The organism is Bifidobacterium longum subsp. longum JCM 1217, assembly GCF_000196555.1.
Taxonomy (GTDB): domain Bacteria; phylum Actinomycetota; class Actinomycetes; order Actinomycetales; family Bifidobacteriaceae; genus Bifidobacterium; species Bifidobacterium longum.
Genome location: NC_015067.1, coordinates 863,847 through 880,855, shown reverse-complemented (window position 1 = coordinate 880,855; position 17,009 = coordinate 863,847). Strand labels below are relative to the sequence as shown.

11 protein-coding genes are annotated in these 17,009 nt (G+C 57.5%); 4 read left to right on the top strand and 7 right to left on the bottom strand.

What is annotated here, in order from left to right:
* Window positions 1-123: 123 nt before the first annotated feature.
* Entirely contained in the window at window positions 124-2,175 is a 2,052-nt protein-coding gene (locus BLLJ_RS03600) for an MDR family MFS transporter (protein WP_013582517.1), read from the bottom strand.
* A gap of 605 nt (window positions 2,176-2,780) precedes the next feature.
* On the opposite strand from BLLJ_RS03600, the gene BLLJ_RS03590 reads away from it, so the two are divergent.
* The gene (locus BLLJ_RS03590; protein WP_013582516.1) at window positions 2,781-3,146 is read left to right on the top strand and encodes a YccF domain-containing protein; all 366 of its coding nucleotides are present in this window, start codon (window positions 2,781-2,783) and stop codon (window positions 3,144-3,146) included.
* A 247-nt stretch (window positions 3,147-3,393) separates the two neighbouring features.
* On the opposite strand, the gene ychF is transcribed toward BLLJ_RS03590, so the two are convergent.
* The 3 genes from ychF to BLLJ_RS03575 all read right to left on the bottom strand — a co-directional run bounded on the left by ychF (window position 3,394) and on the right by BLLJ_RS03575 (window position 6,727).
* The gene (gene ychF / locus BLLJ_RS03585; protein WP_003836618.1) at window positions 3,394-4,491 is read right to left on the bottom strand and encodes a redox-regulated ATPase YchF; all 1,098 of its coding nucleotides are present in this window, start codon (window positions 4,489-4,491) and stop codon (window positions 3,394-3,396) included.
* Window positions 4,492-4,508: 17 nt separating this feature from the next.
* Complete coding sequence (gene proC, locus BLLJ_RS03580; RefSeq protein WP_013582515.1) at window positions 4,509-5,309, bottom strand: pyrroline-5-carboxylate reductase; 801 nt, start codon at window positions 5,307-5,309, stop codon at window positions 4,509-4,511.
* A 74-nt stretch (window positions 5,310-5,383) separates the two neighbouring features.
* On the bottom strand, window positions 5,384-6,727 hold the full coding sequence (locus BLLJ_RS03575) for an alpha/beta fold hydrolase (RefSeq protein ID WP_013410963.1): 1,344 nt from the start codon (window positions 6,725-6,727) through the stop codon (window positions 5,384-5,386).
* Between the two features lie 177 nt (window positions 6,728-6,904).
* Here BLLJ_RS03575 and BLLJ_RS03570 point away from each other — a divergent pair, with 177 nt between their 5' ends.
* Both BLLJ_RS03570 and BLLJ_RS03565 read left to right on the top strand, forming a co-directional pair.
* On the top strand, window positions 6,905-9,514 hold the full coding sequence (locus BLLJ_RS03570; protein ID WP_013582514.1) for a sensor histidine kinase: 2,610 nt from the start codon (window positions 6,905-6,907) through the stop codon (window positions 9,512-9,514).
* Window positions 9,515-9,590: 76 nt separating this feature from the next.
* A complete protein-coding gene (locus tag BLLJ_RS03565) occupies window positions 9,591-10,337 on the top strand; it encodes a response regulator (protein ID WP_013582513.1) in 747 nt (248 codons plus the stop codon).
* 91 nt (window positions 10,338-10,428) lie between these two features.
* Here the strand turns inward: BLLJ_RS03565 and BLLJ_RS03560 are convergent, their stop codons facing one another.
* From BLLJ_RS03560 to BLLJ_RS03550, 3 genes are all read right to left on the bottom strand, one after another.
* Window positions 10,429-13,071 (bottom strand): ABC transporter permease, encoded by a 2,643-nt coding sequence (locus BLLJ_RS03560; protein ID WP_013582512.1) that lies wholly within the window; start codon window positions 13,069-13,071, stop codon window positions 10,429-10,431.
* 41 nt (window positions 13,072-13,112) lie between these two features.
* Window positions 13,113-13,904: an ABC transporter ATP-binding protein gene (locus BLLJ_RS03555; protein ID WP_013582511.1), complete on the bottom strand. Its 792-nt coding sequence runs from the start codon at window positions 13,902-13,904 to the stop codon at window positions 13,113-13,115.
* Between the two features lie 348 nt (window positions 13,905-14,252).
* Window positions 14,253-15,569: an O-acetylhomoserine aminocarboxypropyltransferase/cysteine synthase family protein gene (locus BLLJ_RS03550; RefSeq protein ID WP_007053427.1), complete on the bottom strand. Its 1,317-nt coding sequence runs from the start codon at window positions 15,567-15,569 to the stop codon at window positions 14,253-14,255.
* 473 nt (window positions 15,570-16,042) lie between these two features.
* Here BLLJ_RS03550 and BLLJ_RS03545 point away from each other — a divergent pair, with 473 nt between their 5' ends.
* On the top strand, window positions 16,043-16,915 hold the full coding sequence (locus tag BLLJ_RS03545) for a pyridoxamine kinase (RefSeq protein WP_007053428.1): 873 nt from the start codon (window positions 16,043-16,045) through the stop codon (window positions 16,913-16,915).
* The last annotated feature ends 94 nt before the right edge of the window (window positions 16,916-17,009 follow it).

Here is a 17,009-nt window from a genome sequence, read left to right as displayed (position 1 = left end):
GAAGGCGTGACGTTGCCCTTGCGCAGGTGCCGTAAGACTCCGCGGACAAAGCAATGAGGCTTCCCCCCGCGAGAAGGGAAGCCTCATATTCCATTCATTCTATTCAGCGATGATGGCGCCTAATCACCGATCATCCTTTGGGAACAGCGCATCGAAGGCATGTTCCATCACGGACTTACGGCGGATCACACCGACGAGTCTGCCATCACCATCCACCACCGGCAGTTTCTTGAACTGCTTCTTGGCGAGGATTCGGGCCACCTCTCCGACATGCTGGTCGGGCGTGGCGGCAACGACCTTGCGCGTGGCGATGTCCATCACCTTCTTGCCGGAGAGCGCCTGTACCTTGGAGGCCACGGTTTCGTCGTCGAACACCACCATCGTCGAACCGGTGCCGGTGGAAACCGTACGGGATTCATAGGTGGCAATCGATTTCATGACATCGCCGTCGCTGACGAAGCCGACGAGCCTGCCATTGCCGTTCACCACGGGAAGGCTGGAGACGTTGAGGCGGATGAACTCGCGCACCACATGCGTGATGTCATCGCTGTCCAGGCAGCTGTAGGGCTGATCGTCCATGATTCCGCCGATGGACTGTTCCTGGGCCTGCTTGAACAGGGAGGCGGCGGGGGCCACGTATGCGCCGGCGTAGTGATGCTCGGCGGGCTGGCCTTCAGTGGTTTCGGCCGCGACTTCGGCGGAGGATTGCGCCTCGGAGGCCTTGGCGTTGCGCGCGTCCTTCTCCTTGGCACGGCTGGTGACGGTGAAGATGCAGATAATCAGGGCGACCAGCGAGATGGCGGCGCACAGCAGGTAGGAGAACGCGATGCCGCTGGCCGTGGCGGACTTCACACCCTGGGACATGTGCGAGGCGGTCATGGATGTTTCTGCGGTGACCAGAAGCGAGGTCGCAATGGCTGCCGCGATCTGGCGGCCGGTGTTGGCGATGGCGTTTCCATGGGCGATCATGTCGTTCGGCAAAGCGTTGACGCCCCAAGTGTTGATCGGCATGTTGGCGATAGCCTGACCGGATGCCTGCAATGCGCAGAACACGGCGACAAACAGCACTGATGTCCTGGTGTTGATGGTGCCGAGAAGACCAAGAGAGATGGTCATGAGCGCAAGGCCGCCGATGCCCACGCCGCGAGGGCCGAATTTGTCGAATGCGGCGCCGGCGACCGGACTCAGGATGATGCCGACCGCCGCGGCGGGCAGCATGACCATGCCGGTGACGGTGGCGGATTGGCCGAGCACATTCTGGATGAAGATAGGCAACGTCACGTTGGTTGCGGCGACTGCGGCGTTGATCAGAGTGACCAGAATCACGGAGTTGCGGAAGTTGCGGGTGGCAAGGGTATCAACGCGCAACAATGGCTCATCGAGCTTGACTTGCTTGTATACGAATGCGACGAAGGCCACAAGACCAACGACGATTGAGATAATGACGACCGGATTGCTCCATCCCATCGTGGAAGCGGACGAGAAGCCATAAAGCAGGCCACCGAACGCGATGGTCGAAAGGATCACGGACAGGATGTTGAGCTTTGGGTTCTTCAACTCGCTGACGTTCTTGAGCATCATCGTGCCTCCGACAAGGATGACCAGTGCCACGACTGCGATGCCAATGAACATCGGGCGCCATCCGAAACTGTCAATCACCAGACCACCGACAACCGGGCCGATAGCCGGGCCGGCGGCCATGACGATACCGGCCAGTCCCATGGCGGTGCCGCGCTTATCCGGCGGATAGACGAGCATCGGCACTACGGCGACCAATGGCAACAGCACGCCGGAGCCGGCGGATTGCAGTATGCGCCCGACGAGCAACAGCATGAAATTCGGCGCGACGGCACACAGCAGTGTGCCGACCATGAAAGTGGCAAGAGCTCCGGCGAAGAGCTTTCGGGTGGAGAATTTATCAATCAGATAGCCTGAAATCGGCACCATGATGCCCGAGACCAGCATGTAGACGCTGGTCACCCACTGCACGGTGCCGGTGGTGATATTGAAATCACGCATCAGTGCCGGCAAGGCCGGTGACATGACGGTCTGGTTGAGCAGCGCGATGAACGAGCCGACGACGATCACACCCACAACGATGAATCGGGTGTGCGGATCAATAGGCTTTACGGAACTGGTGGCGGACCCGAGTTCCGCGTTTTTCTGTGAGGTCACAGCATTTCCTTCTGTTGGTAACGTCATGTGTGGCGATCCGGCCCCATGCTTGTGTCAAGACACGAGGACACCGATGAGTCCGGACGTAAAGGAAAAGCCGCCATCCGTTCCGCATTCATATACGGCAAACGATTCGCGGCTTTGCGTAAGTTGATGGCTATGGTGAGCGATTCATGCGACGTCGACTGCGGATGGGCCATCGGTACATCCCGGCATAAGGCGTGTCCCCGCTACACCAGCATCGAGAATAGGGCCATTCGTGGATTGGCAAACAGAACATTGCCGACGAACGACCCACGGCAGGCGCGTGCGATGAACATCGCGTAGCGATACAGGTTCATGGCATCTCCTTGATGGGGTCTTCGTACGGCAGACATCGAGAAGCTTATCATCATTCAAATCGACGGTGAAACCCACGCATGCCTGACAATACACAAAATCTTCACAAAAGGATTGGGCTTACCGCATACGCTCCGCCTGAATAACGGTCCGGGGATGAATCAGGGGCGAGCTAAGGGTTGCATCTCGTGTTTCCGTCATGATTTCTGGCAAAATAGTGAAGCTGAACATGCGCGGAATCGACCGGAATCGGAAAGGGACTAATCATGCGAGTTCTCGGCAATATCCTGTGGATCATTCTTGGTGGATTGGCCATCGCAATCGGATGGGCATTGGTGGGACTGATTCTGTGCATCTCCATCATCGGCATCCCGTTCGGCATTCAAGCGTTCAAGATGGCGGGACTCACCTTGACGCCGTTTGGCAAAACCGTGCAATACGGCGGCGGAGTCGGCTCTGCCTTGGCCAACATCCTGTGGGTGGTGCTGGTCGGCTGCTGGATGGCGCTCGGCTATCTGGGAGCCGGCGTACTCAACTGCATCACCATTATCGGTATTCCGTTCGGACTGCAATCGTTCAAGATGGCCAAGCTCGCACTCTGGCCGTTCGGCGCGGAAATCGTCAACCTGTAGATTCCAAATACTACAAAGCCGCCAAAGCAACCCTTGACGAGGCGGTCACCGACGTTAACAATTGGATTGACCAGCAAGCCGCCAAGGCCGAATAATAAAACACACATTATGCTGCCGCAGCAGCCAGTCCTTGCAGAACAATGTCATGACAAAGGCCTGAGAAGACGACTTCTCAGGCCTTATCCGTGCCGCTCCTCAGTCGCTTGTAGCGACAGCTCCCCTCAAAAGAGGGGAGCCAGAGAAACACTTATTTTTTGGAGACGTTGAATTTGAATTCGACGATATCGCCGTCCTGCATCACGTAGTCGCGGCCTTCCTGACGTAGCTTGCCTTCCTCCTTGATCTTGACCATGGAACCTTCGGCAGCCACGAAATCGTCGTAGGAGACGATATCGGCCTTGATGAAGCCCTTTTCGAAGTCCGTGTGAATCACGCCGGCAGCCTGCGGAGCGGTATAGCCCTTGTGAATCTGCCATGCGCGCACTTCTTTCTCGCCTGCGGTGAGGAAGGTGGAAAGGCCGAGAGTATCGTAGCCGACTCGCGCCAACTGATCCAATCCGGACTCCTCAAGACCGGCGTCCGCAAGCATCTCGCGAGCGTCAGCCTCGTCGAGTTCGGTCAGGTCGGCTTCAAACTGCGCGTTGAGGAAAATGGCCGGAGCCGGAGCCACGGATGCGGCGAGCTTGGCCTGCATGTCTTTGTTCTGCAGTTCGGCATCATCCACGTTGAACACGTAGATGAACGGCTTGGCGCTCATCAAGTGCAGATCGTAGACGGAATCCTTGTCGAAACGACCTTCGCGAGCCGCCTTATCAATGGTTTCGCCGGCTTCAAGAATGGTCTTCGCCTGCTTGACGGCCTCCATGTAGGCCGGTTCGATCTTCTTGCCGCGCAAATCCTTCTCCAACTTCGGCAGCGCGTTCTCGATGGTCTGCAGATCGGCGAGGATCAGCTCGGTGTTGATGGTTTCAATGTCGTCGGACGGATCGACCTTGCCGTTGACGTGCACGATATCATCGTCTTCGAAGGCACGCACGACCTCGCAGATCGCGTCGGCTTCGCGAATGTTGGCGAGGAACTTGTTACCCAAGCCTTCGCCTTCCGAAGCGCCCTTGACGATGCCTGCGATGTCGACGAAGGTGACGGTGGCCGGCACGATCTTCTCCGTGTGCACGAGCTTGGCAAGCACCGGCAGACGGTCATCCGGCAATGGCACGATGCCGGTGTTCGGTTCGATGGTGGCAAACGGATAGTTTTCCGCCAGAACGTTGTTACGGGTCAATGCGTTGAACATGGTGGACTTGCCGACGTTCGGCAGTCCGACAATTCCGATAGTAAGAGACATGGTTCCTTAGCTTAGTATTAGGCTTCGATGGCGTCGACCGCTTTGATCACGGCACCTCGGAACGCACTTTCCTCCAACGATGCGACACCCTTGATGGTGGTGCCCCCTGGAGAGCAGACAGCGTCTTTCATGGCACCCGGATGCGTTTCGTCGGCCAGATAGAGCGCACCCACGCCTTCCACCATTTTGGCGGCCAGACGATACGCGGTGGCACGCTGCAAACCATATTTCACACCGGCATCGCCCAATGCTTCGATGTACATGTCGGTGAAGGCCGGCGCGCAGCCGGCGATGCACATGCCGATGCCCATGTGTGCGGTGTCCACGTGTTCAATCAGGCTGATTGACGAAAACAGGCTTTCGAAGGTTTCCGTCTGTTCCTGCGTGAGCGTGTTGTCGATTTCCGTGACCAGCACGCCTTTGCCGACAGCCATCGGCGTGTTCGGAATGGTGCATTGGATGTGTGCCTGTTCGAAAGACGTTCCGAACAGGTCGCGGAATTTGTTCAGATCCCAGCCTGCCGCAATGGACACGACGATGGTGTTTGGCTGCGCCAGCTTATCAACAATCGGTGAAATCACCGCTTCAATCTGATACGGTTTGATGGCGATAACGACCACGTCGGCGGCTTCGGCCACTTGTGCAGCGGTATGCACCGCTTTCACACCAAGTTTGGCGGCGTTACATTCCAGCTTGTCATAGTGTGCCGCACAAGCCACAATGTCGTTGCCGCTGATTGTGCCGGCATTGACCAGGCCTTCGGCGATCGCCTGCGCCATGTTGCCGTATCCGATGAATCCGATGGTTGGATTGGACATGGTGTCCTCCTTGTCGTCTTTTCTAATGGACGTAATTGTTTTGGATGCGATGGTTTCGGAGAATTTCGGGAATGTCAGAACAGTTCTTCCAGGTCTCCCCTGTTCAACGCCTCGTCGAACAGGTGCTTGAACACCACGGAACCATGTACACCGTCGTGCTCGAATTCGTTGGTGGTCCAATAGTGCGATCGTCCCACACGGGACAGCGTATCAAATTGCAGACCGGAGTCGACGTACATGTCGTCGAAATAGACGGCGGCCTGCAACGGCACCTCGTTACGCGCCAACTGGTCGGCATCGTAGATCGTGCCGAAATGCGTGTCTTCCATAAGCACATCCATGGCTGGTTTGAACGGACGCAACGCACGTTCCTGCTCGAACATCCACGGGAACATGGCCTCGCCGGTGAAATTAAGCGGACAAATGTCACCCGCGAATTCCGGATGCTCGCCGCGCACGCGCTGGGCGGCCCAGCAAATCGGCGTTTTCAGCTCGCCGTTGGCGTAGATGAACTCCTGCAACGGCCAATACAGTGGGCGAGACGAGGTCGCCTCCATCACGGAAGATAGGAATTCGTCAGACAGTTCCGCCGAGGTCGAGGCCGAACCGTCGCCGTCAAGGAATGCCTGGTCAAGAATCCAATGCACGCGTTCGAAACTCGGCTTCATACCGAAATCGGATCCCAAGCATTGGAAGCGTTCCACCGTGAGCGGGTCGCCGTTCGGCAATGTGACCTTGCGCGATTGCAGAATGTCGGCGACGGCCACGACACGTTCGATATCGATCGGGTAACGCTCGTAGAACTGCTTCGTCTTTGCCGCCATGCGCGGGAACGTATGACGGTACACGTCGGTCGCATCGGCGGGAACATGAGGAATGCCGCCCGTGGTGAAACTGGCGATAACTCCTTGCGGGAACAGCGAAAGATACGTCAACGTCAGGAATCCGCCATAGCTTTGACCAAGCGTGACCCAACGTGCGCCCCCGAATTCGGTGCGACGCAGATGCTCGAAATCACGAACGATCGAATCAGCGAGGAAACGCTTCAAAAACGCGGCACCGGCCTTGCCGTCGCCGTCCATGCCCTCAATCACATGCGTGTCGACACGAGACGAACGCCCCGTACCACGTTGATCCGGCAACACCACGCGGAAATGCTTGATCGCTTCCTCGATCCAACCATCGGAACTTGGGCCGAGCGGACGCGGACCGGAACCACCGGGACCACCCTGCAGGAACACGAGCAACGGCAGGTCGTCATGCACATGTTCGGGAGCGGTGACCACACGGTAGAACAGGCTGATCGATTCGCCATCGAACCCATGACCGGGCTCGTGACCCGCCCAATCCAACGGCACCTTGATGGAACGATCCTCAATATGCAATCCGGGCACGTAGTATTCGCTCAGCAACGTCATGCATTCACCTTTCCTTTGGCGTCATCGGCATATTCAATGCGGGTAGTGACTTCTTGATGGATTCCATCTCACCCACATGCGGAGATAACCTTACCTCACAAAAGCGGCTTTATCTTACCGTTATTTCATTCCTGCGCACGATGGCGTCACAGCATATCTGGCGCTAGGGTGGAGCGTATGTCGAATTTCAAGCAGCGTTTCCTGTCGTGGATGCATGGTCATGTCTTCGCAGGCGATCTCATCCTCACGCTTGTCATAGGTGTTCTGCTGTTCGGCGTGACCGGCAGCATCACCTATAATCCGGGATTGCTGTTTGACCTTAATCCTTCCATACAGATGGCGTGGGAAGCGGCAATGCTGATCCCGCTGCTGATCCGTCGATGGCGGCCACAGACCGGAGCGTTGCTCTGTGTGGCATTGGCCTTGACGCATCTCATATTCGGCCCTTGCATATTGGGCGCCGATATTCTGGCATTGGTCATGCTGTATTCGGTGATCGTCTACGGCAATCCCAAAAACACGAAAGCCTTCATTATTCTAGCGTTGGCCATCGGTCTTCTGGCTTCGGCGTTGATGGCATGGACCATGACCAATGGGCCGCTGCTCACCGGTGGCAAAGTGCATACGTGGAGCAGTTGGAATGGCTCAAATCCAAATGGCTCAATGGTCACGGAAGACACTCTCGGCTCCATCTACACAGGAACATCCATGTCGGAAGTCGCCAACATGGTGGCGCAATACATGTTGGTGCTGACGCCGATTTTCGAAGTATGCATTATTTCCACCGTCATTGTAGCGTTCTGGCAGCGTGCCCGTCTGGCAACCGTTCGTATGATGCGGGAACGCAATGAGGCGATCGCCGCACGAGACCAGGACGAACGCGATATCGCCGCGTTGGCGGAACGAGCACGCATCGCACGCGACATGCATGATGTGGTGGCGCACACCCTATCAATCATCATCGTGCAGTCTGATGGCGGCCGCTATGCAGGCACGCATGATCCCGCGGTGGCTAGAAACACCATGGAGACGATTCGACACGAATCGGAACGCGCACTGCATGACATGCAACGTCTTCTGGGAGTATTCGGGGGTTCACCGCACGCCGATTATAACGATATAGGCAATCTTGTGGAACAAGCGCGAAACGTCTCCCCCGACATTCGAATCCGATGGAATATCACCGGCACCGCCAGCCCAGAACAACTCGGTGAACAAGCCTCGATAGCTTCCTACCATGTAGTGCAGGAGGCGCTGACGAATATCCGCAAGTATGCGGGGCCGCACGTCGATGTGCATATTAAAGAGTCATGGAACAACGGTTTACTCACTTTGACCGTCACCGACAATGGTCGTGGCGCGGCGGCCAATATCGACGGGCATACGCCAGGTTACGGCCTGTTGGGCATGAAGGAACGCATCGAATCGGCCGGAGGCTCATTGCAGGCTGGCCCTCAACTCGGCGGAGGCTTCGAAGTTATGGCCACCCTGCCTTACGGCGGTAAAGAGCCAGCGACAGACGAAACCGGCGAACAGTATGCCTCGGAACAGTCCGAATCTTGCAACACAACTGCCATATCCAGCAAAGCGAAATTATCCGACGAAGCAATCGCATCTCACACAGCCGTCAACATATCGGCGCGAATCCCCGATCAACCATCGGAACAGACGCAGGAAACCAACCAACCAACCGGTCGCGACCATCGTTCGAACGCCCTGCAACACTTGCGCATCACCGCACCCAATCTGCATGATTTGCTCACATCGCTGAAACTGAAATCCGTAGAACTTGCAAATACATCCAATTCGCGAGGGCTGAATTGGGTGGAACGTGTTTCCGCGTGGACGCAGCACCATTATGTGCTCATGGATTCCGTTGGTGCCGTGGTATTGGTCATGCTGCTGAATCGCATGTCGATTACATTCTTTTTTGATAGTTCACGCGATGCGCAGCTCTCTCATGCGATCGCCGCATGCTGCTTGCTGGCACTGGCTCTTCGACGCAGGTTCCCCGAGACTTGCGCGCTTATTGTGTTCGTATTGTCGGTTGTGCAATTGGTTTTTTTGGGATTGATTGAGGTTGGACATATCGTAGCGTCGCTGTGTGCGCTGTATTCAGCCGTATTGTATGGGCGTGAACACGCATGGCGTTGGACCGGTCTTGCCGCTGTCACCTGTTCAGCTCTGATGGGCTTGAAAATCGCAGCTGATCAACACGGATACACTACCTTGTTCGGCGCCATCGCCGCTTCCGTGGGCTTAACAAAACCGGTTTCAGCCACGTCAAGTAGTAGTGCAGCATTCTTTACCGGCGTCATGTATACGGTTGCAGTGCTGATGCTGTGCGCCGGCATCATGGCGTGGGCACGTTGGGCGCGTTCCAGTGATTCAAACGCACTGGTGTTGCAGGCTCGCGAAGAGGCACTGGTGGCCGAGCAGGAGAAGCAGCGTATTCTCGCGGCGAATATGGAACGTGACCGTATCAGTGCCAGCATTCAGGCTGAAGTCACCGCCACGTTGAACAGCGTGATTAGTCAAGCCGTCGATGGTATCCGCATGCTGGATAGCGCCGAAGCACAAGGCAAAGAGACTACCGCCGACGAGATTTCCGCAGCGTTCAAAGCCATTGGCGAGCAGGGGCGCGCCGCGCTTAAGCGTATGCGCGAATTGCTTGGCGTGCTTCGTGAGACTGGTTTCAGCGATGACGCTCATGCCGGTAGTGCGAGCGAACTGCAGTTGAGGCCCGCAGCACCATTGGAGGAGCAGCTGCAGCGCGTGCCTCGATAGCCGATTCAAGTTTTTCAGGGAGATTTAAGGGTTTGTTTCGCGCTGTGAGCGGAACAATGCCGATAAGGTGGAGAGTATGAGTGAAGAACAGAAGATTCGTGTGGTCATTGCCGATGATCAGGAATTGGTACGCGCCGGTTTCGCCATGGTGATCGGCTCCCAGCCTGATATGACGGTTGCGGCGCAGGCTCGCGATGGTGCAGAGGCTGTGGCGTTGGCGGAAACGCTGCATCCTGACGTGGTGTTGATGGATGTGCGTATGCCCGGCATGGATGGTATTGAGGCGACTCGGCAGATCAGTGCGTTGCAGCATCGCTTTGCTGCCGATGGAACGCAATCAGAAGTCACTCATACCAAAGTGATCATTCTGACGACATTCGATTTGGATGAATATGTTATGGCTGCGATCACTGCCGGGGCTTCCGGTTTTCTGCTGAAAGATACGGAACCGGAAACGTTGTTGAATTCGATTCGCACGGTTTTTCAAGGTAATGCGATTATCGCACCGTCCGCCACGAAACGTCTTATCGAGAAAATGATGGAAGGCGATTTCATGGCTGCGAATGTTGGCGCACATGGAAATTCCACTGCTTCTTCCACTTCTGATTCGACGTACACCGATCCGGAATTAGATGAACTGACCGATCGCGAGCGCGAAGTGCTTATTGAGATCGCGCATGGATTGTCGAATCAGGAGATTGCCGATAAGCTTTTCATCAGCCTGCCGACGGTGAAAACGCATGTGGCGCATATTCTGGCGAAGATCAATGCGCGTGACCGTGTGCAGGCGGTGGTGTTCGCTTACGAAAACCATTTGGTCTGATTGATTTGTTGTTTTGCGTATGCATGATACGCGAAAAGGACTCCTGCCATGTTTGTGGCAGGAGTCCTTTTCGTTGTGTTTGCTATGAAGCTTAGGCTTCGGCGAGCGCCTCAACAGGAGGCGTGCTCACTGCCCTGCGTGCGGGGAATACGCTGGCGAGCAATGCTGCCACGGCTGCCACGGCGAGTACGATGCCGTTAATGCCCCATTCGAACGGGAACACCACTTTGCCGTACATACTGAACACCACGTATGCGCCCAGCCAGCCGAACAGGGTGCCAAGTAGTACGCCCGAGATGCCGGATACCAGCGAGATGAGCAGGGCTTCCACCGCGAGGGAGCGTCGCAACTGGCCTCGAGTCATGCCGATGGCACGCAGTGTGGCGGATTCTCGGGTGCGTTCGATCACTGACAGCGACAGCGTGTTGGCTACGCCGACAAGTGCGATGAGCACGGCCACGGCGATCAACCCCACCAGAAGCATCATCATGGAGTCGATCATGTTCGCCCATTCGATGCGTTCGGCAATCGGTCCGGTCACTGTTGCATCAGTGCTCTTCTCCAATGCGGCCTGCATGTTGTTGTAGATGCCGTCAACGGAAACTCCCGATTTGTCAGTATCTGCCTTGACCAGCAACACATGGGTGGCGGCGTCAAGGTCACCATTGGTGAAATGGCTTTCATCCACGAATCCGACAGCTCCATACTGTGCGGATACGCGACGGTAGTCGGCTTGGTTTGCTTGCAATGTCAGCGAACGCGTAGTGACGCCGTCCTGATTCCATTCGGTGGAGAAATCAGCCGTGCCATTGGCGAACTGCAGTTCCTTGCCGGTTTGCGCATTGTATGTTGGCATGAGCACGCTATCACTGTCGATGGAGGCGTTACCCAAGTTGGCACGCATGACCTGCTTGACCTGATCGATGTTCTTCACACCGACCAGCAATGCGGACGTAGGCTGGGTTCCATCCGCTTTCTCCAAGGTCACGGAAACCGCCGGCGCATACAATGTGTCGGACACGCCGTTGATGTCGGCTACATCCTTGACCATTTGCTGACTGATGTCATCGCCCATGGCCACGATGTCGACGCTATAACGGGTGGCGAGCGCACCATTCATAGTCTCTTTGGCGCTAGCGGCACCGGTTGCGATGGTGGAAACCAGGGTGACGCCGATGAGCAGAGCGGCACCGGTTGCTGCGATGCGTCGCGGATTCTTCTGAATGTTGGCGTGCGCAACCGTTGCGGAAGGGCCTGTCAGCGAGGCCAACGCTCCAACGCCCTTCATGAGGGCCGGCATCCAAAACACCGCGGTGACTACCATGCCGAGGAACACCAGTGCGGCACCGGCGATGGCTATGAGCAGAATCATCGTGAATTGATCGCTGTTCGCTTCCTCGCCGCCATTGGTGGCTTGTACCTGCCAGATGGAAAATACTGCCATGGCGATACCGACCACCACCATCAGAATACCGATTATGGCTCGCGTGAGGCTGGAACGACGGTTGTCGGTCAGTTCGATCGGGCGCAATGCCTCCAATGGTGTCACCGCAGTAGCGGAACGTGCGGATCCCAAGGATGCGAGCACCGTCACCACAATACCGAAAAGAATGGGTACGACGGCGGCTTGCCAAGAGAAATTGAATCGCATACCCTCTTGCATGATGTCGCTGACGCACATGCCCCACATGAGCAGGCTTCCCAGCACCACGCCAAGCACGGATGCGACGAAGCCGAGCACCACCGCTTCGAACAGCACGGAACCATACAGTTGGCCTTTCTTTGCGCCGATGGTGCGTAGCAAGGCGAGTGTGCGGCGGCGTTGCGCCACGAGCACTTGGAACGTGTTGGCGATCACCAGAGCCGCCACGAACATGGCAAGCACGCCGAAGCACATAAGGAATGTGGTGACGATGTTGGTTTGGTTGCCGCTTAAGGATTTGATGCTTTCGTCACTGATTTGCTGTCGTGACATCAGATCGAAATGCTTTGGCAGCAACGCTTTCACACCGTTGATGGTTTTTGCGGATACGCTGTTTCCATCCAAGGCAAGGTCGAGATACACCATTGTTGTTCCGGTGGCGTTGAAATCGTCCACTCCCTGCATTGCGGCAAGCAGATTGTTGGATCCTACGATCGCACCACCATAGTATGAGTAGGCGCCGTTCGGATCGGATGTGAGTCCTACCACGCGCACGTTGTCCGCCTTGGCTTTGCCATCGTCGCCTACCGCATATCGGGAGGTCAGGCTTACAGTGTCTCCAACGCCGACGTTCAGCTGTTTCGCCATGTCTTCCGGCAGCGCGACTTCGTTGGAATCCTTCGGCTGGTCCCCTTCCGTGATATTCACGGGGAGCATGTTCTTCTGTGCCGCGGTGGAAATGATCTCGCCGCTGACGGTGCTGTCTCCCTTGGAAACGCTGACGCCGGTTTCCACCGAGGCACGGACGCCGCCAACCCCTTCGATGCCGGCGATCTGGTCGAGATGAAAGTCGCCGACAGTGCTGGAATACGCCTCGTTGAGTTCCTTATCGCTCAGGTCGGAGCTGTTGATGCTCACCGCATAGTTGGCGTTTCCGAACATGGCGGTCAGCTGCCGTGTCAGGGAGTCGTTCATGGCATTGCCGAACAGGAAGGTGCTGGCGATGAACGCCGTGCCGATCATGATGGCGATGCCTGCGGGTATGAGCATGCGCTTGGTTTTTCGCATGAGTTTCAAAGTGATGGACCACATGGTGGATTCTGTTCCCTTCTTCGAATGCTTCTACAGTGCGTTTAGCGGGAATGTCTCGCGGAAGCCACATTCATTGTGGCGGCCTCACGTTCCTTCATCAGCAGTTCACTCATCTGGTCTGCTGTCGGCTTGTTTACGTCCGCCACGATCTGGCCGTCGGCGAACACGAGCGCACGGTCGGCGTAAGACGCGGCGACCGCATCATGCGTGACCATGACGATGGTCTGTCCGAGTTCGTTGACCGAACGCTTCAGGAAGCCGAGCACTTCGGCGCTGGAGACGGAGTCGAGGTTGCCGGTCGGCTCGTCGGCGAACACCAGCTTCGGCTTGGTAATCAGCGCGCGGGCGATGGCCACGCGCTGCTGCTGGCCACCGGACAGCTCGTTCGGACGATGGTTGAGCCGTTGCTTGAGTCCCAAGGTTTCTACGAGCAGATCGAACCAGGCACGGTCGGGCTTATCACCGGCCAAAGTCAGCGGCATGAGGATGTTCTGCTCTGCGGTGAACATGGGCAACAGGTTGAAGCTTTGGAAGATGAAGCCGATCTTGTGGCGACGTAGCAAGGTGAGCTGCTTGTCGTCCATGCGGGTCAGGTCGGCGCCGCCGAACAAGATATGGCCGGAAGTGGCGGAGTCGAGACCGGCGAGCGTGTGCATCAGCGTGGATTTGCCGGAACCGGATGGGCCCATGATGGCGGTGAATTTGCCGCGTTCGAAACTCACGTTCACGCCGCGCAGGGCGTGAACCATATTGCTGCCGGTGCCGTAGTTCTTGACCAAGTCGACGGCCTGAATAACGATGCCGCGCGATGCGGACGGGTTCTGCACGTTCATAATGCCTCTCCATATTGGGCCGGGCCTTATGCCCGGATGATGATTCCAACTTATGAAGAAATAACGGCGCGCCCCATCGTGCGCCAGACTGAATTGGGCGGTCGGCCACGCGCCGGCCCTCATCCTTGAGGATTATGTCGTCTCAGGTCTCACACTATTCATGCCTCTGCGCAAACAGTGTGAGGCATACAGACGCAAGAAAGCCCGCACTGCATGACATCAGTGCGAGCTTTCTATTCCTTGGGTCAAGCGATCAGGCGGAAGGCACCCCATGCGGCTCGATGATTCGTGATGCACCCCATTAGCATCGCGCCCCTTCTCATCGGGCCGTCAACCTTCCTGTCGACCTCACTTGGCCAAGCCGGAAGCGCGAAGGGCTTCGAAGCCGCCCTTCAGGTCATCGAGGATGTCCTCGATGTTCTCGGTGCCGATGGACAGGCGGATGGTGCCTTGGTGGATGCCCTGATCCTCGAGCTCCTCCACTGTCTCCTGGGAGTGCGTGGTGGAGGCCGGGTGAATCACGAGGCTCTTGGCGTCGGCCACGTTGGCCAACAGGCTGAACAGGTGCAGGTTGTCGATGAACACGCGTGCCGCGTCCTTGCCGCCCTTGATGTCGAAGGTGAAGATGGAGCCGCCGCCATTCGGGAAGTACTTCTTGTACAGCTCGTTGTCCTTGCGGCCTTCGATGGACGGGTGGGAGATGGACTCGACTTCCGGAACGGTCTTCAGGTAATCGATGACCTTCAGCGCGTTCTGGACGTGGCGTTCGACGCGCAGGGACAGGGTTTCGGTGCCCTGCAGCAGCAGGAAGGCCGCGAACGGGGACAGGGTGGCGCCGGTGTCGCGCAGCAGGATGGCGCGCACGCGGGTCACGAAGGCGGCGCCGCCGAGGGCCTCATAGAAGTTCAGGCCATGGTAGGACGGATCCGGCTCGGTCAGGGTCGGGAACTTGCCCGGCACTTCGGCCCAGTTGAACTTGCCGCCTTCCACGATCACGCCGCCGAGGGTGGTGCCGTGGCCGCCGATGAACTTGGTGGCGGATTCCACAACGACGTCGGCGCCGTGCTCCAGCGGGCGGAACAGGTACGGGGAGGCGAAGGTGTTGTCCACGATCACCGGCAGGTGGTGCTTGTGGGCGATGGCGGTGATGGCCTCGAAGTCGGGCAGGTCGGCGTTCGGGTTGCCGAAGGTCTCGAAGTAGACGAGCTTGGTGTTCTCCTGGATGGCGTCCTCGAACTCCTGCGGGTTCTCGGCGGAGACGAAGGTGGTGGTGATGCCGTCGCGCGGCAGGGTGTGGCGCAGCAGGTTGAAGGTGCCGCCGTACACGTTCTTGGCTGCGACGATGTGGTCGCCGGACTGGGTGATGTTGCGCACCGCGTATTCCACGGCGGCCGCGCCGGACGCGACGGCCAGGCCCGCGGTGCCGCCTTCGAGGGCCGCGATGCGGTCTTCGAACACGCCCTGGGTGGAGTTGGTCAGACGGCCGTAGATGTTGCCCGGGTCCGCCAGTCCGAAGCGGGCCTCGGCGTGGTCGAAGTTGTGGAAGACGTAGGAGGTGGTCTGGTAGATCGGCACCGCGCGGGAGTCGGTGGCCGGGTCGGCCTGCTCCTGGCCGACGTGCAGCTGCAGGGTTTCAAAACGGTACTTCTTGTTGTTCTCGGCCATGGTATTCTCCTTGGTTGTGCTAGGTCGCGAGGATTTTTCCTTGCCACCCGCCTGCCGTGTTCGGGCGGTTGGCGAGGTGTTGGTTATGAAGTTACGACGCTTGGGCCGCGCGGCGCAAGCTGAACGTTATCGGACTTGCCTATAAGGGCTTATAAAGCCTTGGAATCATTGACGTGAGCGACTGTCAGAAGTCACGAAAAAGTCGTTGAAATTATCGCGACACGCCGGGCCGCACGCATGCGCTTTCAAGGTCGACTGCGGTCACGGTGATATCGCTGCCATGCCTTTCGCGCATGGCTCAAGTGTCCGTGATGATTGCTTGTTCCACCCGTCACCAAGACGGTTTGCCCGCTCGGTGATGACGTCTGTTTCATTTTTCTGCCGCCCGGTTACATGGTTTACATGACGAACGACTACAGTCAAACATCGCCAATGAATTATTCCGCCAACATGGTGAAGGGATTCGAACAGACATGACCGATGTAACTCTGTATGACCGTGATCCGAACTATATTCCGCGCGTGGCCGCCGTGCACGACATGTGCGGCTACGGCAAGTGCTCGCTGACCGCCGCGATTCCGATTCTCTCGGCCGCCGGCTGCGATGTGTGCCCGGTGCCGACCGCCCTGTTCTCGGCGCACACACGCTATGCAGTGTTCACGTTCCATGACACCACGGATATTCTCTCCGGTTACTTGGATGCCTGGCAGAAGGAAGACGTGGAGCTGGATGGCGTGTATTCAGGCTTCCTCGGCTCCCCCGATCAGGTGGCGATCATTCAGCGTCTCTACCGCGAATATCCGAACGCGCTGCGTCTGGTTGACCCGGTGATGGGAGACGCCGGCGAAATGTACCCCACGTACACACCGGAGCTGTGCGAGGCAATGGGCGCGCTGGCCGATGGTGCCGACGTGTTGATGCCGAACCTCACCGAAGCGAGCATTCTCACCAAGCGTGACTATCCTGGCCAGGATATTGATGAGGCCACGGTTAACGAGCTGCTTGGTGCTCTGCTGGAGTTGGGTGCCAAGAACGTGGTGCTGAAGGGCATTGACCATGGCGATGGCAAAATCGTCAACTATGTGGCCAGCGCTTCCACCGGTGTTGCCGGCAAGATCGAGCTGGCTCATGAGAAGTTGCCATACATGATTCATGGCACGGGTGACGCCTTCGCCTCTGCCCTGTGCGGCGCGGTGATGGCCGGCCGCGGCCTGGCCGAGTCGGCCGAAATCGCCGGTGAGTTCGTGCGTCACGCCATGGTCAGCACCCGTAACCAGCCGCATTTCGAGGATCGTGGCGTCAGTTTCGAACTGAACCTTGGCGAACTCACCGATTTGGTGAAGTGACCGCACCTTGGCTCCCCTCTCCGCTCACTGGGTCTGACGTATTCAGCGAACAATCCGATGGGTTGTTTTTTCGTCACAGGGAAGTCGACTGGTG